The organism is Pseudomonas fulva NBRC 16637 = DSM 17717 (assembly GCF_000730565.1).
GTDB lineage: Bacteria > Pseudomonadota > Gammaproteobacteria > Pseudomonadales > Pseudomonadaceae > Aquipseudomonas > Aquipseudomonas fulva.
In genome coordinates, this window is sequence record NZ_BBIQ01000002.1 from 43848 (window position 1) to 68281 (window position 24434).

Below are 24434 nucleotides of genomic sequence, written 5' to 3' on the forward strand. Positions count from 1 at the left end.
GGACCGTCACCCAGGAAACCCATGAAACCCGCTCGCCTACGCGCCGACCTGCTGGCCGGCTTGACCACCTCGTTTGCTCTTGTGCCCGAATGCATTGCCTTCGCCCTGGTGGCACACCTCAATCCATTGATGGGCCTTTATGGCGCATTCGTCATTTGCACGCTGACCGCGCTGTTTGGCGGTCGACCTGGGATGATTTCCGGTGCCGCGGGCTCGATGGCCGTCGTGATCGTCGCGCTGGTGGTGCAGCACGGCGCGCAATACCTGCTGGCCACGGTGTTGCTCGGGGGCGTGGTGATGATCCTGTTCGGCGTGCTGCGCCTGGGCAAGCTGGTCAGGCTGGTGCCGTACCCGGTAATGCTCGGTTTCGTCAACGGCCTGGCGATCGTCATTGCCATGGCCCAGCTGGAGCATTTCAAGCAAGGCGAGCGCTGGCTCGACGGCGCGCCCTTGTACTTGATGGTCGGCCTGGTGGCGTTGACGATGGCGGTGGTCTACATCCTGCCCAGGCTCACCCGCGCTGTGCCACCGGCGCTGGTTGCGATCCTGGGCGTGGGTCTGTTGGTGTACCTGTTCGACCTGCCGACGCGCACCCTGGGTGACATGGCCCACATTGCTGGTGGCCTTCCGCAGCTGGCTTGGCCGGCGGTGCCCTGGACCCTTGAAACGCTGCAGATCATCGCCCCTTACGCCGTGTTGATGGCCATGGTGGGCCTGCTCGAAACCCTGCTCACCCTCAACCTGACGGACGAGATCACTGAAAGCCGCGGCTTTCCGGACCGCGAGTGCGTCGCGCTCGGGGCGGCCAACATGGTGTCGGGATTGTGCGGCGGCATGGGCGGATGCGCCATGATCGGCCAGACGGTGATCAACCTCAGTTCCGGCGGGCGAGGGCGGCTGTCCGGAGTGATGGCCGGGGTGATGATCCTGTTGTTCGTGCTGTTCCTTTCGCCATTGATCGAGCGCATCCCCTTGGCGGCCCTGGTAGGCGTGATGTTCGTGGTAGCGCAACAGACGTTCGCCTGGGCGTCGCTGCGGGTGCTGCACAAGGTGCCGGTGAACGACATGCTGGCGATCATCGCCGTCACCGTGGTGACGGTCTTCACCGACTTGGCCATGGCCGTGCTGTTCGGCATCGTGATCGCGGCGGTGAACTTTGCCTGGCAACATGCGCGCGAACTGTACGCCGACAGTCATGAAGACGAGCACGGGCACAAGCGTTATCAGGTGCACGGCACGTTGTTCTTTGCCTCGACCGCGCCGTTCCTGAACCAGTTCGACCCGGCCAATGATCCGGCCGAGGTGACCTTGGACTGCCAGCACTTGAGCTTTGTGGACTATTCGGCCATTGCCGCGTTGAAAGCTTTGCGCGAGCGCTATGCCAAAGCCGGCAAGCACCTGCGGGTGGTGCATTTGTCCGAGCGTTGCAAGAAGCTGCTCAAGCGGGCCGGCGAACAGCACTGAAGCGCCGGCCCGCCGAGGGTACCGCAGGCCAGGGTCTCAGTCGGTCGGGGCCTGCAGGTGCCACTGTCCGTCGGCTTCACGGGCCAGCCCGCTGGCGGGCAGCAGGGCGAGCAGGCGCGGGTGCAGCGCTGCATCGGTAAAGGTCTGTACGGTGCTCAGGTCGAGCATGCCGGACAGCGTCAGATCAGCCTTGGTGTAGGACAGCCAAGCCTTTTTCAGAACTTGGGCCATGTCGCTGGCGGCGGTACTGGCGAAGCGGCGATGCCATTGCCGGCCGTCGAACGAAAACGTGTGCGCCAGGGCGTAGGCCGTCTGGTCGGCGCCTTCAAGGCAACGGTGGCAGCGGCAGGGTCCCTCGCCAAACGCATTGCGCAGGTAGCTGTTGAAATCCACGACCGGCTTGAGGGACAGGCGTTTGTCGACGTCGAACAGGTCGGCGATCAGGGGTTCTTCGGCGCTCACTCGGGATCCTCGTATGCTAGGGCGTGTATCGGCCGACACCCTAACAGATCATGGCGAGCAGATCACCTGTGTTGGCCTGTCCCGTGCGGGCTCAGCAGGCGAACGCTAGAGACAAGGCGTGACGGCTGCCGTACTCTACGCGCCCCTATGCCAACCCACGTTTCGAGGTAGACCCGCTTGAGCAACCAGTACCCGTACATCGCCACCATCACCATCAGCGCCGAAGACCGAGGCGGCGACATCGAAGCCTCGGAAAACGCCAGCATGCGCGTGGGCCTGGAGGCGGTGACCGAGACCCTCAAGAAGGTGCATTTCGTCGGTACGCTGGCCGCGCCGGAAAAGAACGCCACGCACATCTGCGTGACCCTGGAAAACGGCCTGACCTACTATGGCCCGATCGTCAACGGCCACGCCGAGCTCGAAGGCGGCTGGATTGCCTTCGAGTCCGACATGCTTACCCCGCAAGAGCTGGGTCTTTAAGACCCGTTTCTTCTCAGTCGAGCTCTGCCAGGCACTGCTCGAGCACATCCAGGCCTTCCTCGAGCACGTGGGCCTCGATGGTCAGCGGTGCCAACAGGCGGATGATGTGCCGCGCCTTGCCGCTGGGCATCAGCAGCAGCCCCCTGGCGCGTGCCGCTTCAATCACCTTGGCCAGCTGCGCCGGTGCCGGGCTGCCGTCGGCATTGACGAACTCGATCCCGCGCATGGCACCGACGCCGGTCAGGCGGCCCAGGAACGGGCTCAGGCCCGTCGCCTTCCAGTGCGCGAAGCGGCGCACGATTGCCTGCTCCTGGCGTTCGCCCCAGCAAGCGAGGTTCTCGTCGGTCATCTGCGCCAGGCTGGCCAGGGCCGCTGCGCAGGCGATTGGGTTGCCTGAATAGGTGCCACCCAGGCCGCCCTTGGGCAGCGCTGCCATCAGTTCCTTGCGCCCGACCACCGCACCCAGCGGCATGCCGCCGGCAATGCTTTTGGCCAACAGCAGCAGGTCGGGCTCAAGCCCCAAGCGCGGGAAGGCGAAGCGCTGGCCAGTGCGGCCGAATCCGGACTGGATCTCGTCGATGATGATCAGGATGCCATGGTCGTCACAGAAGCGGCGCAGGGCCTGGGCGAAGCTTGGGTCAAGGGCGAGGAATCCGCCTTCGCCTTGCACCGGCTCGAAGATGAACGCCGCCACGTCCTCCACTGCCAGTTCGACGCTGAACAGGCGGTCCATCGCCTTGAGGGCCTGTTCGCAGGTAACCCCGTTGTCGGCGCTGGGGTAGGGCATGTGGTACACCGGCCCCGGCAGTTCGCCGACCCGCTGCTTGTAAGGGGCCACCTTGCCGTTGAGGTTCAGGGTGGCCAGTGTACGCCCGTGGAAGCCGCCGTCGAAGGCGATGATGGCGCGCTTGCCGGTCGCCGCGCGGGCGACTTTCAGGGCGTTTTCCGCCGCCTCCGCGCCGCTGTTGGTCAGCATGCCGGCCAGCGCGTAATCGACCGGGATGAATTGGCTCAGTTGCGCCATCAGCTCAAGGTAAGGGGCATGCGGCGCTGCATTGAAGGCGTAGTGAGTCAGGCGGCTGGCCTGAGCCTGTATGGCCTGAACGACCGCGGGATTGCAATGGCCCAGGTTCAGCACGCCGATGCCGCCTACGAAATCGATGTAGCGTTTACCTTGCTCGTCCCACACCTCGGCGTTGCGGCCATGTGAAAGGGTGATGGGATGAACGATGGCGATGGATTGGCTGATGCAGTCGTGGTTCATGGGGCAGGGACCTATGGGCGATGTACTGCCAATCCAAGCGCGTGTCATCAGGGGGTGCAAACGAATTATTGGATTGCTTTCATTCCTTTGATTCTTGATGTATTCGAGTCAGTCATCAACGCCCTGCGAGCGATGAACTCGGAGCCTTATGAACTGACCTTCACGACATAGGCCTGCAGGCCAGTTTAGAGAACGTGTTCCTATGTGTAAGAGCACGTGATCATTCCTTGAGGGAATCACGTAGTGATAAAACGTCGTTTGTGACGCCCCGGCCAAGCCCCAATACTGACTCGGATCAAAAAATGACCGTGCGATCCAGTCAGAGGGTTCAACATGGCTTCCACGAACAACAAGAAACAGCGTTCCTTGCAACATGGCCTGACTTCGCGCCAGGTATCGATGATTTCCATTGCCGGCATCATAGGCGCCGGGCTGTTCATTGGCTCCTCCAACGCCATCGCCACGGCAGGCCCGGCCATTCTCATTTCCTACGCCATGACCGGGCTGCTGGTGTTGCTGGTGATGCGCATGCTGGGTGAGATGGCCATTGCCAACCCTAACAGCGGCTCGTTCTCCACGTACGCCTCGCAAGCCATCGGCCCGTGGGCAGGCTTTACCATCGGCTGGCTGTACTGGTGGTTCTGGGTGTTGATCATTCCGGTCGAAGCCATTGCCGGCGCTGATATTCTGCATGCCTACTTTCCCGGGGTGCCGTCCTGGCTGTTCGCCTTCCTGATCATGCTCGTGCTATCGGGCACCAACCTGATCAGTGTCAAGAACTTCGGCGCGTTCGAATACTGGTTCGCGTTGATCAAGGTCGTGGCCATCGTTGCCTTCATCGTCGTGTGTACCTTGGCGGTGAGTGGGTTCTGGCCCTTGGCCGAGGTGTCCGGGGTCAGCCGACTCTGGGATGCTGGGGGCTTCATGCCCAATGGCTTTGGCACCGTACTGGGCGGCGTGCTGATCACCATCTTTTCGTTCTTTGGCGCGGAGATCGTCACCATCGCTGCCGACGAGACGGCCAACCCCAAGGACAAGATCCGGCGTGCCACCAACCTGGTGGTGTATCGCATCGCGATCTTCTACCTGGCTTCGATCTTTCTGGTGGTTTCGCTGGTGGCCTGGAATGATCCAGGGCTCAAGGCAGTCGGCTCGTTCCAACGCGTACTTGAAGTGCTGAACGTGCCTGGTGCCAAGCTGCTGGTGGACTTGGTGGTGTTGGTAGCCGTGACCAGTTGCATGAACTCGGGGCTGTATACCGCCTCGCGCATGCTGTATTCGCTGGGCGCTCGCGGGCAGGCCCTGCCCATGACCCGGCGTATCTCAGGCTCCGGCGTGCCCACGGTCGCGGTGATCCTCTCGACGTTGGCAGGGTTTGCCGGGTGTCTGGTCAACTACGTGTTCCCAGGCAAGGTGTTCGGCTTTCTGCTGTCCACCACCGGTGCCATTGCGCTGCTGGTGTATCTGGTCATCGCCGTGTCGCAATTGCGCATGCGCGCCCGCGCAGAGCGGGAAGGGCGCCCGCTGGAGCTCAAGATGTGGTTGTTCCCATGGCTGACCTGGCTGGTGATCGCCACCATCGTCCTGGTGCTGGGATACATGTTGGTCAGCGATGCCTACCGATACGAAACATTGATGACAGCCGGGGTCACGACGTTCATCCTTGTAGTAGCGCTGGCCAGGCGCCCCGGCAAGGCGAGCCTGCAAACCGCGTGACCTCTCTGCTTTAATGAGGGCGTAGCGCGCCCTCATTACAACAAGCACAGGAAGCGTATGAACGATCAAGCCTTGAGCCTGCAGGCAGTGGCTGCCCCGGATGGCATTTGCTATGGCTGTGGCAGCGCCCATCCGGGCGGGCTGCATGTACAAAGCCATTGGGCCGAAGACGGCATTCATCTGATCTGCCGGCACACCCCCGACGCTACCTTTACCGGCTGGCCGGGGCTGGTCTACGGCGGATTGCTCGCGATGCTGGTGGACTGCCACTCCAATTGGACGGCCATGGCCTACCACTATCGAAACGAAGGCCGGGCGCCTGGCAGCTTACCGCGTATCGACTGCGTCACTGGCCGCCTGGGGCTTGAGTACCTCAAACCAACCCCTATGGGGGTTGAGCTGCTGCTCAAGGCTCGGGTTGAGGGGGAAGTAGCACGCAAAAGCCGGGTGATCTGCGAGGTGTGGGCCGATGGGGTGCTCACTGTCAGGGCCGATTCGGTGTTCGTCCGTGTCGATACCGATAAGTTGCAGCGCCAGGCCCATGCAAGGGCGTGAGTTCCTTACGGCCAAGCCTGCCTGAGCGGGAGAACGCGTGATGCTGCAACTGACCCCTGCCACTGACAGTGACCTTGCGTTCGCCCGCGACCTGACGCGCCGTCTCATGCTGCCGTATTACCACCGCTACGACCTGCTCTGGGTGGAGCAGGCGTTCGATCAGGCCTGGCAATGGCGCGAGCAGTGGCTGGTGACCGATACCGACGCCGTGTTGGGTTTCTGCAGCCTCAGCCAGGATAGCCAGGCGCTGTTCATCCGGGAGTTGCATTTGCTTCCCGCCCACCAAGGGCAGGGCGTTGGTAGCTGGGTGCTCGAAACGCTTGCGCATTGGGCAGCCCAACGGCGCCTGGCGTTGCTCAGGCTGATGGTGTTTCGCACCAATCCGGCGCGCAGGCTTTACCAGCGACGAGGCTTCGTCGAAATGGGTGAGGATGACTGTTTTGTGCGCATGCAGCGCACGATCGATTGCTCAGGACAATGATGCCTTGTCCCAACCGGCTGGCAGCGGCATAGTGCCCTGTGTGAGCGACGCGGAGGTAAGTGCGGACGTGGCGCTGCTCGGAGATACCCAGGGACAAGGAGACGCCCGGATGAATGGAATCGGCCCCCGGCTGCGGGAAGAACGTGAACGGCTGGGCATGACCCAGCGTGTATTCGGCGATATCGGCGGGGTGGAACCCAACGCGCAGGGCAAGTACGAGAGTGGGGAGCGCACGCCACGTGTCGATTACCTGGCCGCCGTAGCGGCCAGGGGGGTTGATGCGCTGTATGTGCTTAACGGGGTGCGTACCCCTGTACCCTTGCACGGGCTTAGTGCGCAGGAGTCGGACGTGCTCAACGCGCTTCGGCGCGTCGCTGAAGCCGACAGGGCGGCGATTTATCACCTGTTGAAACGTCTGTCCGACGACAGGCATGAGCATCCGGGGCGTATAAGTTCGGACGCCGGTCGTCAGCCGTTTCTGACGAAAGCAATGCGCTAGGCCGGTTGTGAAAAATTTTGTTAAGGTGGCGGCATCCAATCGCCCTGCTGAAGAGGTGTGTGCTTGATTAGGGTCCTAGTGGTCGACGACCACGATCTGGTACGAACCGGTATTACGCGCATGCTGGCCGACATCGACGGCTTGCAGGTGGTAGGTGAAGGGGACTCCGGCGAATCGGCGCTCAAGCTTGCGCGCCAGCTCAAGCCAGACGTTGTGCTGATGGACGTCAAGATGCCTGGCATCGGCGGCCTTGAGGCCACACGCAAGTTGCTGCGCAGTCACCCTGACATAAAGGTGGTGGCAGTGACCGTGTGTGAAGAAGACCCGTTCCCCACGCGCCTGCTACAAGCCGGGGCGGCCGGCTACCTGACCAAGGGGGCAGGGCTCGATGAGATGGTTCAGGCCATTCGCCTGGCATTCGCCGGCCAACGCTACATTAGCCCGCAGATCGCCCAGCAGTTGGCGCTTAAATCGTTCCAGCCACAGGGCTCGCCGTTCGATGCGTTGTCCGAGCGTGAAATCCAGATTGCCCTGATGATCGTCGGCTGCCAGAAAGTGCAGATCATTTCCGACAAGTTGTGCCTCTCACCCAAGACCGTCAATACCTACCGGTACCGGATCTTTGAAAAACTCTCGGTCACCAGTGACGTCGAACTGACATTGCTGGCCGTTCGCCACGGTATGGTTGACGCAAGCCTGTAAACCTCATGTCTGAAGTCTTTGATGCCAGCGCATTCCTGGCGACCTGCAGTGGTCGCCCGGGTGTGTACCGAATGTTCGATGCCGATACGCGGCTGCTCTACGTGGGCAAGGCCAAGAACCTCAAGAAGCGCCTTGCCAGCTATTTTCGCAAGTCCGGGCTGGCGCCCAAGACCGCTGCGCTGGTCAGCCGCATCGCTCAGGTGGAAACCACCATCACCGCCAACGAAACCGAGGCGCTGTTGCTGGAGCAGAACCTGATCAAGGAGTGGCGCCCGCCGTACAACATCCTGCTGCGTGACGACAAGTCCTACCCTTATGTATTCCTCTCCGACGGTCAGTTTCCACGGCTTGGCATTCATCGGGGCGCGAAGAAAGCTAAGGGGCGCTACTTCGGCCCTTACCCAAGTGCCGGGGCCATCCGCGAGAGCCTGAGCGTGCTGCAGAAGACCTTTCTGGTACGGCAATGTGAGGACAGCTACTACGCCAACCGCACCCGCCCGTGCCTGCAATACCAGATCAAGCGCTGCAAGGGGCCCTGTACCGGCCTGGTCAGCGCCGAGGAATATGCCGAAGACGTGCGCCACTCGGTGATGTTCCTAGAAGGGCGCAGCCAGCAGTTGGGCAACGAGCTCAATGCCGAGATGGAAAAGGCCGCCATGGACCTCAATTTCGAAAAGGCGGCCGAACTGCGCGACCAGATTGGCCTGCTGCGCCGGGTACAGGACCAGCAATACATCGAAGGGGGCAGCGGCGAGGTCGACGTCATCGCCGCGTTCGTCAACCCTGGTGGCGCTTGCGTCCACATGATCAGCGTCCGTGGTGGGCGTGTGCTGGGGAGCAAGAACTTCTTCCCGCAGGTCGGTATCGAGGAAGACGTCTCCGAGGTGATGGCGGCTTTCGTTTCGCAGTACTACGTCGGCAACCCGGAGCGTGAGTTGCCGGGGGAGCTGATCGTCAACGTGGTGCACGAGGACTTCGAGGCCATCACCGAAGCCCTCAACGCCCTGCGCGGCCGCGAGCTGACCATCAGTCACCGAGTGCGTGGCACCCGCGCGCGCTGGCAGCAGTTGGCAGTGACCAATGCCGAGCAGGCGCTCAACGCACGCCTGGCCAACCGCCAACACATGGCCGCACGCTTCGACGCACTGGCTCAAGTGCTGGACCTGGACGAAGTGCCGCAGCGCTTGGAGTGCTACGACATAAGCCATTCCAGTGGCGAGGCCACGGTCGCCAGCTGCGTGGTGTTCGGGCCGGAGGGGCCGATCAAGTCGGACTACCGGCGCTTCAATATCGAAGGCGTGACTGCCGGCGACGACTACGCCGCCATGCACCAGGCCCTGACCCGTCGTTACGGGCGCATCCGTGATGGCGAAGGCAAGCTGCCGGACGTACTGCTGGTGGACGGGGGCAAGGGCCAGTTGAACATGGCGCGCGATGTGATGCAGGAGCTGGGTTTCAGTGAGCTGACCCTGCTTGGCGTGGCCAAAGGCGTTACGCGCAAGGCCGGCTTCGAAACCCTTTACCTGAACGATGTGCACAACGAATTCACCCTCAAGGGCGATTCGCCGGCGCTGCACTTGATCCAACAGATCCGCGACGAGGCTCACCGCTTCGCGATCACCGGTCACCGTGCTCGTCGCGGCAAGGCCCGGCGAGTGTCGAGCCTGGAGGATGTGGCAGGCGTCGGGCCCAAGCGCCGGCGCGACTTGCTGAAACATTTCGGCGGCCTGCAAGAGCTCAACCGCGCCAGTGTCGACGAGATTGCCAAGGCACCGGGCATCAGTAAAAAGCTTGCCGAGTCGATTTATGCCAGCCTGCATAGCGAGTAGAATGCCGGGTTCAACCCGCAGCCAGTCGTACCGATGAATATTCCAAACCTGCTCACCGTTCTACGCGTTCTGCTCATCCCGATTTTCATCCTGCTGTTCTACATGCCGTTCCACTGGAGCTACATGGCCGCCAGCAGCGTATTCGCCGTCGCCGCCGCCACCGACTGGCTGGATGGTTACCTGGCGCGTCGGTTGCAGCAGAGCACCCCGTTCGGTGCGTTCCTGGACCCGGTGGCCGACAAGCTGATGGTCGCCGTTGCGCTGGTACTGCTGGTGCAAACCCACGCCAACTTCTGGCTCACATTGCCCGCTGCAGTCATCATCGGTCGCGAGATCGTGGTGTCGGCGCTGCGCGAGTGGATGGCCGAGCTGGGCGCGCGGGCCCATGTGGCCGTGTCCAACCTGGGCAAGTGGAAGACGGCTGCACAGATGCTGGCGTTGGTGATCCTGCTGGGCAATCCGCCAGCGGTGACTTTCTGGGTCATTCTGGGTTACGGGTTATTGTTAGTGGCAGCGGGTTTGACCCTCTGGTCGATGGTGCACTACCTGGTGGCCGCCTGGCCGCACCTGCGCGAAGGCTCGGAGCAGAAATAAAAGTTTTTTTGAATCAAGGGGTTGACGCGGTTTTGGATATCGCTAAAATGGCACCCATCACGACGCGGGAATAGCTCAGTTGGTAGAGCACGACCTTGCCAAGGTCGGGGTCGCGAGTTCGAGTCTCGTTTCCCGCTCCAAATATCGATCTACAGAGTTCCATGGAAGTCTGTAAGTCATTGAAAAAAGACGCTTAGGCGTCTTTTTTCGTTTCAGTCAAAGCCGCGCCGATCCATGGGCATCCGGACTTTTTTAGTCCACAAATTAGTCCATGAAATTCGGACTCTCACTGTGGCGGTTTGTGCTGGAGAGGAGCGTCGAGCGTCACGAGCATCTAGCCCTGAATTTCATGTTCAGGAGCTCGTACATCGCACTTTGAGATGCAACCTTTCGCCAAGCCAATTCCACCGGCAAGGACTACACCCTCGGAAATAGCGACGGCCTGTCACTTGGCGTGAGCGGGCTGGCGGTAAATCTTGGCACTTTCGCTATTCATGGGCTGGCAAGCAAAAACGCATGCCCCTCGGTACCTACCCCGAAGTCGGCCTGGGCAGGCACGCTCACTGCGCGACGAAGCGCGGCGGCTGATCGCCCCAGATGCCAATCCCTGTATGCACCGGCCCCACCAGCGCCACACCCACAACCTCGCAGAGCAAAACACCTTCCAGGCGATGTACGGCTTGTGATTCAAGCACCGCAGTGGTGTGCTCAAGAAGGGCCTGCAGAGCACGCTGTAGCAGATCCAGCGCATCTTTGATAACTACGTGTTGCCTGTAGTGGGCAAATTTTCCATCTTTGCGGTCAAGCGGCATGACCTGCTGGAAGTGCTGGCCAAGATCGAGCGGCGCCGAGCTTACACCGTGGCCGAGAAGGTCCGGATGTGGTTCAAGCAGCTGTTTCGCTTCGCTTCGGTCAAAGCACCAGGGCTGGAGCAGAACCCTGCGCCGGATCTCGATGTGCTGGTCGCGCCTAAGCCGGCTGTGGTCCACAACCCCTTGCTGCGGGTGTCAGAGCTTCCTGGACTGTTTGAGGCTGTCGGGGGTACGGTGGTGCATTGCAGATCCGTCTAGGCTTGCGCCTGCTGTCACTGACGGGCGTGCGCACCAGCGAGCTGCGTCTGGCCACCCCGGATCAGTTCGACCTGCGGCGGGGGCCTATGGACGATTCCGCCCGAAGTGGTCAAACAGTTGCAGCTTGAAATGCGCAAGGAAGGCCGTCGTAACCAACAAACTACGCCTTACTCCGTGCCACTGTCCAGGCAGGCGAAGGACGTTGTTCGGCAGTTGCTGCAGTAGATTACGGCCGCCACAGAAATACGACCCTCAAGGCACCGCCGAAAAAACCGACCCCGTGATGCGCTCACTCAGCAATTCCAACGCACGGATACCTGCCAGTGAATTGCCAGAAGCGTTGAGCGCTGGCGACCAGACGCAGATGCTGTACCGCCCGGGGACCACTGCCACGATGCCACCGCCCACGCCACTCTTGCCCGGCAGGCCCACGCGATAGGCGAAATTGCCGGCTTCGTCGTACAGGCCGCTGGTGGCCATGATCGCGTTCACCTGCTGGGCCTGACGTGCGCTGAGCACGTGTTCACCGCTGTGGGGGCAATAGCCGCTGTTGGCCAGAAACGCAAAGCCCCGGGCCACGTCGACGCAGTTCATCGACAGCGCGCAGTGATGGAAGTAGCTGCTCAGCACGGCGTCCACGTCGTTATGAAAGTTACCAAACGCAGTCATCAGCCAGGCCATCGCGGCATTGCGCGCGCGGTGCTGGTATTCGGACTCGGCCACCACCGTGTCGCTGACGATGCGCGGGTTGCCAGCCAGGCGGCGAACGAAGTCGCGCATCGACAGGGCAGGGGTGGCGAAGCGTGACTGGTTGATGTCGCAGATGACCAGTGCGCCGGCATTGATGAACGGGTTGCGCGGACGACCCTTTTCCACCTCCAGCTGCACCAGCGAGTTGAAGGCCTGGCCCGAGGGCTCGTAGCCCAAGCGCGACCAGATGTCTTCGCCGCTATGGTTGATCGCCTGGACCAGGCTGAACACCTTGGAAATGCTCTGAATAGAGAAGGGCGTGTAGGCATCGCCTGCGCAGTGCAACTGGCCATCAAGGCCCTGCACTGCGATGCCAAGCTGGTTAGGGTCGACCTGGGCCAGGGCAGGGATGTATTGCGCGACCTGACCCTGGCTTAGCAGTGGGCGCACCTGGTCGAGAATCTCTTGCAGCATGTCTTGCATCGCGACGGCCTTGGGAAGGAGGAAGGATGGGTCTCAGACGCTGCGGCACGCCGTCAGGGCACGCCTTCTACCCACATGCCCTGGCCGAGCGTCGAAGCTTAGTGAGCCGAGTGCGGCAGTGGGGTCAGGCCGCTTTTCTCGATAGCGGCGTCCGCCTGGGCAGAGGCCATGTAATCAAGCAGCGCCTGGGCCGCCGCCCGGTGCTGGCTGTTGGCAACCACCGCACCCGAATACATCGTCATCTTTTGCCCCTCGGCCGGGATCAGCCCCACGATGTCGATGCCGGGCACCGGCTTAAGCTCGCTCAGCTGCTGGAACCCGATGGCTGCCTCACCGCGTGCGACCACCTTGCCGACGGGTTCGGCAGGGATCATATGGGCTTTGTGGGCGAAGCCTTCGCCCAGGTTCATGCTCGGGAACAGGGTCTTTGACAGGTAGACCCCGCTGGCGCTGTCGGAGTAGGCGACCGAAGGGCTATCCAGCAGCACCTGACGCAACTCGCCCATCGTGCCGATAGCCGGCTTGGGCTCGCCTTTGCGCACGGCCATGGCGATGAACGACTTGCCCAGGTCGATGCGGCTTGCCTGGTCGGCCTTGCCGTCGGCAACCAGCTTGTCCAACGCCGAGCCCACCATCAGCACCACATCGGCCGGCTCGCCACGTTTCAGCCGGTTCGGGATGGCTTGCGGGGTCTGGCCCATCGATGGCGCGGCAAGCACGTTCAGCTTTACCCCGTAGGTGTGTTCATAGGCAGGTGCAACGCCGCGGATGGCACCCATGATGCCGCCGGAGCTGAGCACGGTCAGCGTGGTGGCCTGGTCATGGGTGGGTTCTGCGGCAGAGCAGGCAAAGGTGGCGACCAGCAGTGCCGTGCAGGACAGCGTTTTCAGCATGGGATACTCCAGATAAAACGGGCAGCTTATTGGCAGCCTGGCCCGGCGCTAAATTAAGCGGCGTTAAGAATGTTTCATGCTCACCGGTTCGGCCATTTCTCCAGCAGGATCGACACGAACTTCTCTGCCGCCGGCGACAGCGAGGCGCCGCGGCGGTAGACCAGACCCAAGGTGCGGGTCACCTCCGGCTCGATCAACGGCACGCTTACCAGGGTCGGGTGGTCTGCACTGGGCATGGCCAGGCTAGGCATGGCCGAGACGCCAAGGCCGGCCTCGACCATGCCCAACGACGTGGACAGGTGCTGCACTTCGTAGAACCATTTCGGCCGCAGGTTCAGCCCGGCCAGGGCGTGGTCGAGCAGCATGCGGTTGCCGCTCAATCGACCCACGCCGATCAAACGGTAGTCGGCAAGCTCGGTCCAGGTCACCGCATCGCGGTTCGCTAGAGGGTGATCGCGCCGGCAGGCCAGCACGAAGTGCTCCTGCACCAACGACACGAACTCGATGTCCGGGTGCTGGCCGCTCATCATGTTGATGCCAAAATCGGCTTCACCCCGCAGCACGGCCTCCAGGCCATCATTGGCGCTCAGGTCCAACAGACGAATGCGGATCTTGGGGTATTGGTCGTTGTAGTCGCGGATCACCGACGGCAGGAAATAGAACGCTGCAGTCGGGATACAGGCCAGCGTCACCTGCCCGGTCTGACGCTCGGCCAACTCCCGGATACTGAGAATCGAATCCTCGAAGTCGTCCAGCAAGCGCCTGGCCTTGGGCAGAAAATCACGGCCCACGCTGGTCAGGCTGACGCGGCGCGTAGTGCGCTCCAGCAGCGACGTGCCCAGACCTTCTTCTAGCTTCTTGATCCGTCGACTCAGAGCCGGTTGGGACAGGTGTAATACCTCGGCAGCCTCGTGAAAGCTCCCAAGTTCGGCGATTTTGACGAAAGATCGTATGTCTTGAAGCTCATATTCCACCAGTCACCTCCTCACCAAAAATGCCTATTATTGTTTTGTGAAACGGAATAATCACTACGATATTTGCATTGGAATGATTTATCCATCCCTGTCACTCTTTTGCTCACGGCATCAATGATGTCCATTGATCAACAAGAGTGCGAAATCATGCAACGAATTCCTTGCGTACTCATGCGCGGCGGCACCTCCAAGGGGCCGTTTTTCCATGCGTGGGACTTGCCTGCCAATGTGGTCGAGCGCGATGAATTGCTCATCGACCTGATGGGGTCCGGTCATGAGCTGGAAATCGACGGTATCGGTGGCGGCAGCCCGCAGACCAGCAAGGTCGCGATCATCAGCCCGTCGCTGCATGCCGACGCCGACGTCGATTACCTGTTCGTGCAGGTGATGGTCGCCCAGCGCCGCGTGGACACTGCGCCCAACTGCGGCAACATGCTGTGCGCGGTCGGCCCCTTCGCCATCGAGCAGGGGCTGGTCAAGGGCCAGGAAGGCAAGACCTTGGTGCGCATCCGTAACCTGAACACTGGCACCTTCGTCAACTCGCTGGTGGAAACCCCAGGTGGCATCGTGCGCTATGAAGGGCGTACCGCCATCGATGGCGTGCCGGGCACCGCCGCGCCGGTGCACCTGACCTTCCTCGATGCGGTTGGCAGCAAGACCGGCAAGCTCTTTCCTACCGGGCAAGCCAAGGATGTGATCGATGGCGTGCCGATGACCTGTATCGACATGGCCATGCCCATGATGGTCATCCAGGCCAGTGACCTGGGCATGACCGGCGCCGAAACGCCCGACGAGCTCGACGCCAACGGCCCTCTGCTCAAGCGCCTTGAAGCGCTGCGGCTCAAAGCCGGCAAGGCCATGGGCCTGGGCGATGTCAGCGGCATGGTGATACCCAAGCCAGTGCTGGTGTCCAAGCCGCGCTACGACGGCACGCTCCAGGTGCGCTACTTCATGCCGCACAATTGCCACCGTGCCCTGGCGATCACGGGTGCTGTAGGGCTGGCCACTGCCTGTGTCAGCCCTGGCAGCGTCATTGTGGATCTGCTGGGTGAACACGCCCTGGAATTGAGCCAGGTTCGCCTTGAGCATCCAAGCGGTGGCATCGACGTCGCGTTGTCACGCAGCGGCGCCGATGGCAAGACCTTGCAAGCCTCGGTGGTACGTACTGCCCGGCGGCTGTTTTCAGGATTCGTCTACGCGCCTACCTTGCGCAGGTTGGCTGGCTAGCCACCTGCATGGATTGACCGCGGCACCTTGCAACAAGCGCATCCGCACAATATGAACAATGGGTGATGCCTCATGAAACTTGCCAAATCGCTGTACTTCCAGATCCTCTGCGCCGTCCTGCTGGGTGTAGTGGTCGGTCACTTCTGGGCGCAACAGGCCGTTGCGCTCAAACCTCTGGGCGATGCCTTCATCAAGCTGGTCAAGATGATGATCGCGCCCGTGGTGTTCTGCACCATCGTCACTGGTATAGCCGGCATGACCGACAAGCGCTCGCTCGGGCGCCTGATGAGCAAGACACTGCTGCTGTTCCTGGGGCTGACCATCGTCAGCCTGATCATCGGCCTGGCCGCGGTGTACCTGTTCAAGCCAGGGGTCGGCATGAACATCGACCCGGCCACCCTGAGCACCGAAGGGTTGACCCAGTTCACCGCCTCGGCCGCCAAGCTGGGCGTGGTGGACTTCTTCATGCACATCATCCCGGACACCTTCATGGGGGCGTTCAACAAGGGTGAAGTGCTGCCGGTGCTGTTCATCGCCGTGCTCAGCGGGTTCGCGCTGTCGTCCATGGGCGAGAAGGGCAAGCCGGTGCTGGATGTGCTGGAAGCGGTCTCGACCATGGTGTTCCGCATCTTCGGCTACCTCATGCGTTTCGCACCGGTCGGTGCGTTCGGGGCCCTGGCGTTCACGGTCGGGCAGTACGGGGTGACCTCGCTGGGGTCGCTCGCCAAGCTGATCGGCACGCTCTACATCGCCTGTGCGTTCTTCGTGCTGGTCGTGCTGGGCGGCATCTGCCGCGCCCATGGTTTCAGCCTGTGGAAGCTGCTGCGCTATTTCCGCGAAGAGTTCCTGGTGGTACTGGGCACTTCTTCCACGGAACCGGTGTTGCCGCGCATGCTGGAGAAGCTGGAAAAGCTTGGCTGCAAGAAGGGGGTCGTTGGCCTGGTACTGCCCACCGGCTACTCGTTCAACCTCGACGGCACGGCGATCTACTTGTCTTTGGCCGCCGTGTTCATTGCCCAGGCCTGCAACATCGACCTGAGCCTGGGCCAGGTGGTGACCATGCTGGCGATCATGCTGCTGTCGTCAAAAGGCGCAGCGGGCGTGACCGGCAGCGGCTTCGTGGCCTTGGCTTCGACCCTGACCGTTGTCCATGACATTCCGCTGGCAGGCCTGGCCCTGCTGATCGGTATCGACCGCTTCATGTCCGAAGCCCGCGCCCTCACGAGCCTTGCCAGCAATGCCGTGGCCACCGTGGTGGTGTCGATTTCCGAGAATGCGTGTGACAAGCAGGTTCTGCTCAGTCGCCTCAATGGCGAGCCTGTGGTCGAGCAGGCACCGGCCACGGTAGGCCCCGACGCCGCCTGGGTCGCCAAGCCAGGCCACCACGGCTAAGACGTCCGCTACACCCTGAACTCAAAACGCAGCAACCCGCGTGCAGGAACGCGCGCGGGTAGGGGGCTCGTCTGCGCCATCGGCGGCCCAACCCGGATAAAAACAAGAGAGAAAAGCCATGCTCGCACTCCTGGGCTTGATCATGGTGGTGACGTTCACCTACCTGATCATGAGCAAACGCCTGTCCCCGATCGTCGCCTTGACGGTCGTACCGATCGTCTTCGCGCTGGTGGGGGGCTTTGCGCCTGACCTTGGCAAGATGATGCTCGACGGGCTGAAAATGGTGGCCCCGTCGGCCGCCTTGCTGCTGTTCGCCATCCTGTTTTTCGGCTTGATGATCGATGCCGGCCTGTTCGACCCTCTGATCCGTAAGATCCTCAAGCGCGTCAACGGCGACCCCATCAAGATCGCCATTGGCACTGCATTGCTGTCGCTGCTGGTGGCACTGGACGGTGACGGTACCACCACCTACATGATCACCTGCGCCGCCATGCTGCCCTTGTACAAGCGCATCGGCATGAACCCGATGATCCTGGCAACGGTGTCGATGCTGTCGTTGAGCATCATGAGTGGCATGAGCCCCTGGGGCGGGCCTGCCACCCGTGCCATCGCAGCGCTTGGGCTCGATGCCACCGACTACTTCATTCCCATGCTGCCCACAGTGATCGGTGGGGCTGCCTGGGTGGTGTTCACCGCCTACTTGCTGGGGCGTGCCGAGCGACGCCGCATCGGCAACGTGGCCCTGGAGTCCGGCGGCGGCAATTGCTACATCAAGGAAATCCTGGGTGACACGCCCCACAAGCGTCCGCGTCTGGCCTACGTGAACCTGGTGCTGGTCATTGTGGTCATGACCGCACTGGTGCTGGGCCTGATGCACGCGGCGATCCTGTTCATGATCGGTTTCGTTGCCGCCTTGATGATCAACTACCCGCAACTGGAACTGCAGAAAGAACGCATCCTGGCCCATTCGGGCAACGCCATGACCGTGGTGCTGCTGGTGTTCGCCGCTGGTATCTTCGCCGGCATCTTCTCGGGCACCAAGATGGTCGATGCCCTGGCGCAAACCCTCGTGGACTGGATCCCGGAAGCCTGGAGCCACTGGTTCCCGCTGGTGGTGGCGCTGACCAGCATGCCGCTTACCTTCGTGCTGTCCAACGATGCGTACTATTTCGGGGTGGTGCCGATCCTGGCCAATGCTGCCGCCGCCTATGGCATCGACCCTGTTGAAATCGCCCGCGCCTCGGTGCTTGGTCAGCCGGTGCACTTGATGAGCCCGTTGGTCGCCTCGACCCTGCTGCTGGTGGGCATGGTGGACAAGGACATCGGCGACTTCCAGAAGGCCACGGTGAAGTGGGCAGTGCTCACTTCGCTGGTCATCACCGCCTTGGCGGTGTTGACCGGTGCGTTGTCGTTCTTCGTCTGAATGGTGCGGGCGCCAGGCGCCCGCCATCGCTGACACCCCAAAAACAACAATAGAGTACCGATCATGTCCTTGACCCTCGTGCGAGGGGCCACGTGTGGCCTGCTCTGCGGCTGCCTGCCTGTGGCCGGCGCTACTGGCTTCATCGATGACAGCAAGCTCAAGTTGCAAATGCGCAATGTCTATTTCAACGAAAACTTTCGCGACGAACAGGGCATGAGCCCCCGCGCCGCAGCCACCGCCAAGAGCGAGCGTACCGAGTGGGCGCAGGGCTTCTTGCTCGATTATCAGTCGGGTTACACCCCCGGTACCCTCGGCGTGGGGCTCGATGCACTGGGCTTGTTGGGCGTGCGCCTGGATTCGGGGCGTGGCCGCAGTGGCACGGGCCTGTTGCCTGTGCATGACGACGGCCGGGCCGCCGACGCGTTCGCCAGTGCGGGCGGTACCTTCAAGGCGCGTGTTGGCCAGAACGTCGTCAGGCATGGCACCTTGTTGCCCAAGACCCCAGTGCTGGTGCACAACGATGCTCGCTTGATGCCGCAAACCTACCAGGGTACGCAGGTCACCAGTGCCGCAATCGATAACCTGAACCTCACGGCAGGGCACCTGACCCGTTTCAAACAGCGCGATTCTTCGAACAGCACCGGCCTGTACCTGGACGGCTACAGTGGCGGCGAAGCCGGAGACTTCAGCTTTGCCGGCGCCGACTACACCGTCAGCAAACAGCTGCGCCTGAGCTACTATCACGGTCAGCTCGAGCATTTCTATCGTCAGGACTTCGCCGGGGTGATTCACGACCATGCGCTGGCTGGCGGTGTCCTGACCACGGACCTGCGCTATTTCAAAAGCAAAAGCACCGGTGCGGCCTACGGTGGCCCGATCGACAATGACATGCTCAGCGGGCAAATCGCCTACACGCATTCCGGCCACACGTTCGGTGCAGGTTATCAAGCGCTCAATGGCGAAGCGGGGCTGCCGTACATCAGCGGGGCGACGGTGTATTCATTCAGCAACGTGGGCATTGGCAAGTTCATCGAAGAAGATGAAAAGACCTGGATGGCGAGCTATGTCTACAATTTCGCAGCGGCCGGGGTGCCGGGGTTGACCTTCATGACCCGCTACCTGAGCGGCGATAACGGCCGTTCTGGCGCGGCGGGTCTGAGCGAGTGGGAGCGCGATGCAGAGCTTGCGTATGTCGTGCAATCAGGCCCCGCCAAAGGGCTTGGCGTTAAGCTGCGCAACTACGTGTACCGCTCGGACTTTGCGCGTGGCCGTGACAGCAATCGGCTGTACCTGACGTACGATATCGCGCTGTGGTGACGTCGCGAGCATCAAGATGCGTGCGCTGGCAACCGTTTCACGCCCACAGCCCCAGCATGATCAATACGGCCATGCCCAGCGCGGCAGCAAAGGAGCAACCACCCAGCGCCAGGGCAGCGCGACCCTTGCGATACCAGCCATCGCGGCCCAGGGCCAGTGCAGGCTCGTACAAGCTGCGCCAGCACAGCTCGGTGGCGTGGAACGCCTGCAGGTGGTTGGGCGAGGCGTCCAGCCAGCGACGAAAGTCGATACGCTCGCATGCGGTGACGTCCGGGCTCTGCAAACGCACATACCACTGTGCTGCCTGGCGCGTCGGGGCATCGGGGCGGGGCTGGACGGCGAGCAACGCCTGCACCATGAGACGCTCGACACTGCGTAGCGGCAAGCCAAGACGTGTGGCGACCCTGGCCTGGGCCAACTGATCGAGACGGCTTAGCAAAAACACCTGGCGCGCAGCGCGTGGCAGGCGCTTGAGTGCGAGCAGCAGGGCAGCATCGCTATCGGCAGCGTGCTTGGGTAAGGGCGTGGGGAGGCGCAAGAGCATGCGGGTCATGAGCAGTTCCTTGCTGAAGCGAGCATCTGGGAGAGCATCCGTGACGCTGAGCTTAAGCTGAACGAGATTGATTCTCAAGTGCTGAACCGGCAAACTTTTGTAATGGCCGTTCACCCTTGGAAACACTTTTGCTACCATCGCCGCCATCACGATCTTCATTAGCCTGAAGAGCCAAAAAAAAGACCCAGCAAAAAGCTGGGTCAAAAACCGTGATTAGCCTGATGAGGAGATAATCCGAGAGCGACCTAAGCTCCGGGTTATCCAGCGGATCTCGCGATCAGCTGAGTGCAATAATAATCGTTATCATTTGCCAGTCAAATGATTTTTTTATACATGACGGTAGAATACCTACCGCTGCGCTTCCTTGTCCCCCAAACCAGGGCCTTGGCTTCGCACGCCATGCGCCAACTTTGACCCCTCGCATTCTCCACTACCTGCCTCAAGCGGCGGGGTCTGCCGTGCGCTGGTGTTCCAGCAGCGCGCGAGCCATGTCCATCATGTGCATCAACGCAAACATCAGTTCTCGCTGGCTACCATGCTGGTGGGTGGCGGTTTCCTGGGCGGTTGCCGCCGCACAGCGCAGCAGGGCGATGGCGTGCTCCTGGGCTTGATCGCGTGTGACGCCCTCGTGAAGCGTCCAGATCCTGTTTTCGGGCGTGGGACGCGGCGGGTTGGGGTTCAGGTAATAATCAAGCGCGCGGCGGGCGGCTTCGCTGTCGAGATCTGTTTCGTCGTTTTTCGGATGTTTCATTGCGATACCTTCCAGGTTCTCGTCAAACACAATGAACTCAGAGCATAGGTCAATTTGTATTTTCTAGCGCCAAATAAATAATTCAGATTGTGTATTGCTGCTTCCAATACAGTCCGTATTGTTGCCGCTCATGGAAAACTGGAATGCATTTCTCAAGCGCTACAAGCGCGAACACAACCTCAGCCAGTTGAAACTGGCCGAGCGCCTGGGCATGACGCAGGGTGGGGTAGGGCACTGGCTTCGCGGCACGCGCCGCCCTACGTTGGAGACCATCAACGAAAAACTGGAAAAGCTCGGGCTGGTCTTTCTGGAGGCGCAGGTCATGGTGGTCGAGCGCGACCTCGTGCGTGAATCTCCCGGCAATTACGGCGCTGAGCCGCCTGTTTCCGCACAGGCCCTGCTTTATGCGAGCTTCCGCTTTCCAGTGCTCAAGTGGGCGGACTTGCAGGGCCCCTTGCCTGAAACCAGTGAGATACATGAGCAGACCGACTACATGCCTGCGGGCAATGCATTCTGGCTTGCCGTGGAAAACGACTCGATGAACGCCGCCAGCGGCAAGAGCGTGCCGGAAGGCATGCGCGTGCTGGTCGACACCGGCTTGCCAGCCGAGCCCGGCCGGTTGGTGATTGCCCGCCAGCCTGGCAAAGCGCCTGTGCTACGCCAGTTGGTCGAAGAAGGCGGTGACAAGATGCTCAAGCCGTTGAACACCCGTTACCCCACGGTGCTGTGCGAAACCGGCTGCGAGTTCCTGGGGGTGGTGGTGCGGGTACACGGCGCGTTCTGAGGCCACGTGGCCCGAGCGGTGAGGCAAGGGCCGCAGGCCGTCGGGCACCGCGACCCCGAGGCGCTCAAGATTCCAGCTCGACCAATGCTGCCCCTTCGCTGACCATGTCGCCTTCCTGGCACAACAAGGCTTTGACCGTGGTGGCCTTGGGGGCCCGAATGCTGTGCTCCATTTTCATGGCTTCCAGCACCACCAGCGGCGCACCCGCTTCTACCGCCTGGCCTACCTCTACCAAGACTCGCACGATGCTGCCGTTCATGGGAGCGGTCAGGCCGCCTTGGTGGGCAAGGTCGATGGCCGCTTCGGTAACCGGGTCGAATGCCTCGAAGGTGTGGAGCTCTCCGTCCCAGTGCAGATACAGGCTGGCGCCTCTGCGAATGGCCAGGTGGCGAGTGCGCAGGCCTGACTGCTCTCGCATCAGCCAATCGCCTTGCAGGGCCCACAGGCCTTGGGACGTCTGGTTGAGCGTAATGACCTGATCATGGCCGTTGCGGGCCAGATGCACAGTCGTCGAGGTGCCCGCCCCCAGGCGCAGCCCGTCTCGTTGGGCCCATGGGGAGTGGGGGTCATCCAAACGTGTGCGGGGCGGTTCGCTTTGCAACCACGCCTGGGCTGCAGCCTCCCAGCCCTCATCCGACAAGGCCTGCGCGGTGGGCAACAGCACATCCTGATGACGCGGGATGAAGCCGGTATCCAGCTCGGCTGCTGCGAATGCAGGATGGGCCAGGATGCGTCGAAGGAAGGCGATGTTGGTTTTGACACCGCCTACCGCGAACTCATCCAGCATGGCCAGCAAACGCAGGCGAGCCTGTTCCCGGTCTTCGCCCCAGGCGATCAGTTTGCCCAGCATCGGGTCGTAGAAGGGCGACACCGTATCGCCTTCGCTCACACCGCTGTCCACGCGCCGGCCTGCACCGCAAGCCGGTTCCCGGTACAGCGTCAGGGTGCCAGTGGCCGGCAAGAAGTCATTGGCAGGGTCTTCGGCGTACAGCCGCACTTCGATGGCATGACCGTTGAGCGGGACCTGGTCCTGAGTGATGGGCAGGGGCTCACCGCAGGCCACACGAATCTGCCAGGCCACCAAGTCCAGGCCGGTGATGGCCTCGGTGACGGGATGCTCCACTTGCAGGCGCGTGTTCATTTCCATGAAAAAGAACTCGCCACGGGCGTCGAGCAAGAACTCCACGGTGCCGGCCCCAACATAGCCAATCGCTTGGGCCGCCCGTACTGCCGCCTCGCCCATGGCGCGGCGCAGATTTGCCGAAAGGCCTGGGGCAGGGGCTTCCTCGACCACCTTCTGATGACGGCGCTGGATCGAGCAGTCGCGCTCGTTGAGGTACAGACAGTGACCGTGGCGATCGGCGAAAATCTGGATCTCCACATGGCGCGGCTTCAAGACGTACTTTTCCACCAGCATCCGCGCATCGCCAAATGATGACAGGGCTTCGCGTTGCGCCGACGCCAGGGCGTCGGCCAATTGGCTTTCGTCCTCGACCACCTTCATGCCCTTGCCACCACCCCCGGCGCTGGCCTTGAGCAAGACCGGGTAGCCCACGTGCCGGGCGGCTTGCCTGAAGGTCTCCAGGTCCTGTGCCTGGCCGTGATAGCCCGGCACCAGCGGCACGCCTGCGGCCTCCATCAAGGCCTTGGCTGCCGACTTGCTGCCCATGGCGTCGATGGCTGACGCTGGCGGGCCCAGAAACATCAAGCCAGCGGCTTCGACTGCGCGGGCAAAGTCTGCGTTTTCCGAAAGAAAGCCATAGCCCGGGTGAATGGCCTGGGCACCGCTGGCCTTGGCCGCCGCCACCAGCTTGTCGATTTGCAGGTAACTGTCTGCCGCCTTGTTGCCACCCAGGTCCACGCACACATCGGCTTCGCGGCTGTGCCGGGCATTACGGTCGATGGCGCTGTGCACGGCCACCGTGGTCAGGCCCATGGCCTTGGCGGTGCGCATCACCCTGCAGGCGATTTCGCCGCGGTTGGCCACCAGCAACGTTGTCAATGGCGGGCGGTTCATGGGTGTGGCTCCTTGTTTGCATTGGCTTGCCAGGCAGGTTGGCGTTTTTCCAGAAACGCCCGCAGGCCTTCCTGGCCCTCGGCGCTTACACGAATGCGCGCGATGGCGTTCTCACAATAACGACGCAGGCCGGGGCTCAAGGCACCGCCATCGACCTCGCGCAGCAGCTCCTTGGTCGCGCGCATCGCCTGGGGGCTGTTGGCTAAAAGGGTTTCAACCCACTGACCCACGTTGGCCTCCAATTGGCTGGCCGGGTACACCTCGGCCAACAACCCAAGCGCCTGCGCCTGCGCCCCGCTGAAGCGCTCTGCCGTAAGTGCATAACGGCGGGCTGCGCGCTCGCCGATGGCCTTGACCACGAAGGGGCTGATGACCGCCGGCGCCAGGCCAATGCGTACCTCCGACAGGCACAGCTGGGCGTCATCGGCGCCAATGGCCATGTCGCAGCAACTGATCAGGCCCAGGGCACCGCCGAATGCGGCGCCCTGAACCACCGCCAAGGTCGGCACCTTGATGCGGTGCAGTGCATACATCAACTCGCCCAGCTCGCGTGCGTCATCCAGGTTGGTGTTGAAGTCCAGCTGCGCCGACTGCTGCATCCACGCAAGGTCGGCCCCGGCACTGAAATGCCGCCCCCGCCCGCGCAGCAACACGAAGCGTACGCCCGCGTCATCGGCCAGCTGCCCCAGGGCAATGTTCAGCTCGCGGATCATCAAGGCATTGAAGGCGTTGTGCTTGTCCTCGCGGCTGAGCCACAAGGTGGCGAAGCCACGTGGGTCGTGGCTCACTTCTACCGTAGTGAAATCGCTCATGG

General features: G+C 62.0%; 24 protein-coding genes, 1 tRNA gene and 1 pseudogene. 17 read left to right on the forward strand and 9 right to left on the reverse strand.

Translation table 11 applies throughout. The features are described 5' to 3' along the window. Positions 1-21 precede the first annotated feature (21 nt). Positions 22-1464 (forward strand): SulP family inorganic anion transporter, encoded by a 1443-nt coding sequence (locus PFU01S_RS02730; protein ID WP_028686569.1) that lies wholly within the window; start codon positions 22-24, stop codon positions 1462-1464. A gap of 36 nt (positions 1465-1500) precedes the next feature. On the opposite strand, the gene PFU01S_RS02735 is transcribed toward PFU01S_RS02730, so the two are convergent. Further along, positions 1501-1926 carry a hypothetical protein gene (locus tag PFU01S_RS02735; RefSeq protein WP_028686568.1) on the reverse strand — a complete coding sequence of 142 codons (426 nt, stop codon included), beginning with the start codon at positions 1924-1926 and terminating at the stop codon, positions 1501-1503. Positions 1927-2103: 177 nt separating this feature from the next. Between PFU01S_RS02735 and PFU01S_RS02740 the strand changes: the two genes are divergently transcribed. Beyond that, positions 2104-2406 (forward strand): hypothetical protein, encoded by a 303-nt coding sequence (locus PFU01S_RS02740; protein WP_027916244.1) that lies wholly within the window; start codon positions 2104-2106, stop codon positions 2404-2406. Between the two features lie 13 nt (positions 2407-2419). Here the strand turns inward: PFU01S_RS02740 and PFU01S_RS02745 are convergent, their stop codons facing one another. Continuing rightward, a complete protein-coding gene (locus PFU01S_RS02745; RefSeq protein WP_028686567.1) occupies positions 2420-3670 on the reverse strand; it encodes a 2-aminoadipate transaminase in 1251 nt (416 codons plus the stop codon). Positions 3671-4003: 333 nt separating this feature from the next. Here PFU01S_RS02745 and PFU01S_RS02750 point away from each other — a divergent pair, with 333 nt between their 5' ends. The 10 genes and pseudogenes from PFU01S_RS02750 to PFU01S_RS22850 all read left to right on the forward strand — a co-directional run bounded on the left by PFU01S_RS02750 (position 4004) and on the right by PFU01S_RS22850 (position 11116). Beyond that, complete coding sequence (locus PFU01S_RS02750; protein WP_028686566.1) at positions 4004-5386, forward strand: amino acid permease; 1383 nt, start codon at positions 4004-4006, stop codon at positions 5384-5386. A gap of 57 nt (positions 5387-5443) precedes the next feature. Next, positions 5444-5941 (forward strand): PaaI family thioesterase, encoded by a 498-nt coding sequence (locus tag PFU01S_RS02755; protein WP_027916241.1) that lies wholly within the window; start codon positions 5444-5446, stop codon positions 5939-5941. Positions 5942-5978: 37 nt separating this feature from the next. Continuing rightward, entirely contained in the window at positions 5979-6422 is a 444-nt protein-coding gene (locus tag PFU01S_RS02760; protein ID WP_027916240.1) for a GNAT family N-acetyltransferase, read from the forward strand. A gap of 109 nt (positions 6423-6531) precedes the next feature. Further along, on the forward strand, positions 6532-6921 hold the full coding sequence (locus PFU01S_RS02765) for a helix-turn-helix domain-containing protein (protein WP_110606571.1): 390 nt from the start codon (positions 6532-6534) through the stop codon (positions 6919-6921). 63 nt (positions 6922-6984) lie between these two features. Next, positions 6985-7623, forward strand: a complete 639-nt coding sequence (gacA, locus tag PFU01S_RS02770; RefSeq protein ID WP_028686565.1) for a response regulator transcription factor GacA — start codon at positions 6985-6987, stop codon at positions 7621-7623. Between the two features lie 5 nt (positions 7624-7628). Further along, on the forward strand, positions 7629-9452 hold the full coding sequence (gene uvrC / locus PFU01S_RS02775) for an excinuclease ABC subunit UvrC (protein ID WP_028686564.1): 1824 nt from the start codon (positions 7629-7631) through the stop codon (positions 9450-9452). A gap of 33 nt (positions 9453-9485) precedes the next feature. Continuing rightward, positions 9486-10046 carry a CDP-diacylglycerol--glycerol-3-phosphate 3-phosphatidyltransferase gene (pgsA, locus tag PFU01S_RS02780; protein ID WP_023534788.1) on the forward strand — a complete coding sequence of 187 codons (561 nt, stop codon included), beginning with the start codon at positions 9486-9488 and terminating at the stop codon, positions 10044-10046. A 64-nt stretch (positions 10047-10110) separates the two neighbouring features. Next, positions 10111-10186: transfer RNA gene (locus PFU01S_RS02785), tRNA-Gly, on the forward strand. 361 nt (positions 10187-10547) lie between these two features. Further along, a pseudogene (locus tag PFU01S_RS22845) lies at positions 10548-10634 on the forward strand (hypothetical protein); the annotation flags it as partial. A gap of 188 nt (positions 10635-10822) precedes the next feature. After that, complete coding sequence (locus PFU01S_RS22850; RefSeq protein ID WP_371920336.1) at positions 10823-11116, forward strand: phage integrase central domain-containing protein; 294 nt, start codon at positions 10823-10825, stop codon at positions 11114-11116. A 252-nt stretch (positions 11117-11368) separates the two neighbouring features. Here the strand turns inward: PFU01S_RS22850 and glsB are convergent, their stop codons facing one another. From glsB to PFU01S_RS02805, 3 genes are all read right to left on the reverse strand, one after another. Continuing rightward, positions 11369-12289, reverse strand: coding sequence for a glutaminase B (glsB, locus tag PFU01S_RS02795; RefSeq protein ID WP_023534785.1), 921 nt, complete (start codon positions 12287-12289; stop codon positions 11369-11371). 98 nt (positions 12290-12387) lie between these two features. After that, positions 12388-13182, reverse strand: a complete 795-nt coding sequence (locus tag PFU01S_RS02800) for a substrate-binding domain-containing protein (protein WP_027916236.1) — start codon at positions 13180-13182, stop codon at positions 12388-12390. 80 nt (positions 13183-13262) lie between these two features. Beyond that, positions 13263-14156: a LysR family transcriptional regulator gene (locus tag PFU01S_RS02805; protein ID WP_027916235.1), complete on the reverse strand. Its 894-nt coding sequence runs from the start codon at positions 14154-14156 to the stop codon at positions 13263-13265. A gap of 147 nt (positions 14157-14303) precedes the next feature. Between PFU01S_RS02805 and PFU01S_RS02810 the strand changes: the two genes are divergently transcribed. The 4 genes from PFU01S_RS02810 (at position 14304) to PFU01S_RS02825 (ending at position 19515) form a co-directional block, all read left to right on the forward strand. After that, complete coding sequence (locus PFU01S_RS02810; RefSeq protein ID WP_027916234.1) at positions 14304-15383, forward strand: 4-oxalomesaconate tautomerase; 1080 nt, start codon at positions 14304-14306, stop codon at positions 15381-15383. Positions 15384-15455: 72 nt separating this feature from the next. Continuing rightward, the gene (dctA, locus tag PFU01S_RS02815) at positions 15456-16775 is read left to right on the forward strand and encodes a C4-dicarboxylate transporter DctA (protein WP_027916233.1); all 1320 of its coding nucleotides are present in this window, start codon (positions 15456-15458) and stop codon (positions 16773-16775) included. A gap of 118 nt (positions 16776-16893) precedes the next feature. Beyond that, entirely contained in the window at positions 16894-18198 is a 1305-nt protein-coding gene (locus PFU01S_RS02820; protein ID WP_027916232.1) for a CitMHS family transporter, read from the forward strand. A 63-nt stretch (positions 18199-18261) separates the two neighbouring features. Beyond that, positions 18262-19515 carry an OprD family porin gene (locus PFU01S_RS02825; RefSeq protein WP_028686562.1) on the forward strand — a complete coding sequence of 418 codons (1254 nt, stop codon included), beginning with the start codon at positions 18262-18264 and terminating at the stop codon, positions 19513-19515. Between the two features lie 37 nt (positions 19516-19552). Here the strand turns inward: PFU01S_RS02825 and PFU01S_RS02830 are convergent, their stop codons facing one another. Together PFU01S_RS02830 and PFU01S_RS02835 are read right to left on the reverse strand one after the other, a co-directional pair. Beyond that, positions 19553-20068, reverse strand: a complete 516-nt coding sequence (locus tag PFU01S_RS02830; RefSeq protein ID WP_028686561.1) for a DUF4880 domain-containing protein — start codon at positions 20066-20068, stop codon at positions 19553-19555. A 439-nt stretch (positions 20069-20507) separates the two neighbouring features. Continuing rightward, entirely contained in the window at positions 20508-20819 is a 312-nt protein-coding gene (locus tag PFU01S_RS02835; RefSeq protein ID WP_028686560.1) for a DUF6124 family protein, read from the reverse strand. A 130-nt stretch (positions 20820-20949) separates the two neighbouring features. Between PFU01S_RS02835 and PFU01S_RS02840 the strand changes: the two genes are divergently transcribed. Further along, the gene (locus tag PFU01S_RS02840) at positions 20950-21603 is read left to right on the forward strand and encodes a LexA family protein (RefSeq protein WP_028686559.1); all 654 of its coding nucleotides are present in this window, start codon (positions 20950-20952) and stop codon (positions 21601-21603) included. Between the two features lie 64 nt (positions 21604-21667). Here PFU01S_RS02840 and PFU01S_RS02845 read toward each other — a convergent pair whose 3' ends face one another. Both PFU01S_RS02845 and PFU01S_RS02850 read right to left on the reverse strand, forming a co-directional pair. Next, a complete protein-coding gene (locus PFU01S_RS02845; RefSeq protein ID WP_028686558.1) occupies positions 21668-23620 on the reverse strand; it encodes an acetyl/propionyl/methylcrotonyl-CoA carboxylase subunit alpha in 1953 nt (650 codons plus the stop codon). Beyond that, entirely contained in the window at positions 23617-24432 is an 816-nt protein-coding gene (locus PFU01S_RS02850; RefSeq protein ID WP_027916226.1) for a gamma-carboxygeranoyl-CoA hydratase, read from the reverse strand. The genes PFU01S_RS02845 and PFU01S_RS02850 overlap by 4 nt, the downstream gene beginning before the upstream one ends. Between the last annotated feature and the right edge of the window lie 2 nt (positions 24433-24434).